Source organism: Halalkalibaculum sp. DA3122 (genome assembly GCF_043951865.1).
Taxonomy (GTDB): domain Bacteria; phylum Bacteroidota; class Rhodothermia; order Balneolales; family Balneolaceae; genus JAMQKA01.
On the sequence record NZ_JBINJF010000121.1, the window covers coordinates 1 to 395 of the forward strand.

A 395-nucleotide genomic window follows, 5' to 3' on the forward strand; every position below is an offset into this window, starting at 1 on the left:
AATGGTGGATGTGGCCTGGTGACGGGCTTCGATCAGGTCCATCAGCAACTGCCGGTCGGCCGGATCCATCGGATGCAGCCCAAAGTCATCGAGAATGAGCAGATCGGTCTTTAGGAGACTTTTCAGCAGTTTGGGCCAGTTGCCTTCGAGTTTGGCCAGTTTCGCCTCGTCAAAAAACCGGGCGGTAACAAAATAGCGGGTTTTAAGGCCCATCAGACATGCCTGGCGGCCGATCGCCTGCCCGAGCCAACTTTTGCCGGTTCCGGTTGGGCCGGTAATAATGAGGTTCTCGGCCTTTCGGGCAAAGTTTAGGCTCAGCAGGCGTCCCATCAGGGTCTTGTCGAGCCGTCGATCGGGATGGTAGTCGATGTCGGTGGCGGCCGCCTGCTGGCGGA

1 protein-coding gene is annotated in these 395 nt (G+C 58.2%); it reads right to left on the reverse strand.

The window, feature by feature from the left end; translation table 11 throughout:
• Positions 1-395: ATP-binding protein (locus tag ACG2F4_RS19455; protein WP_395262604.1), on the reverse strand; the 395-nt coding region annotated here is incomplete at both ends.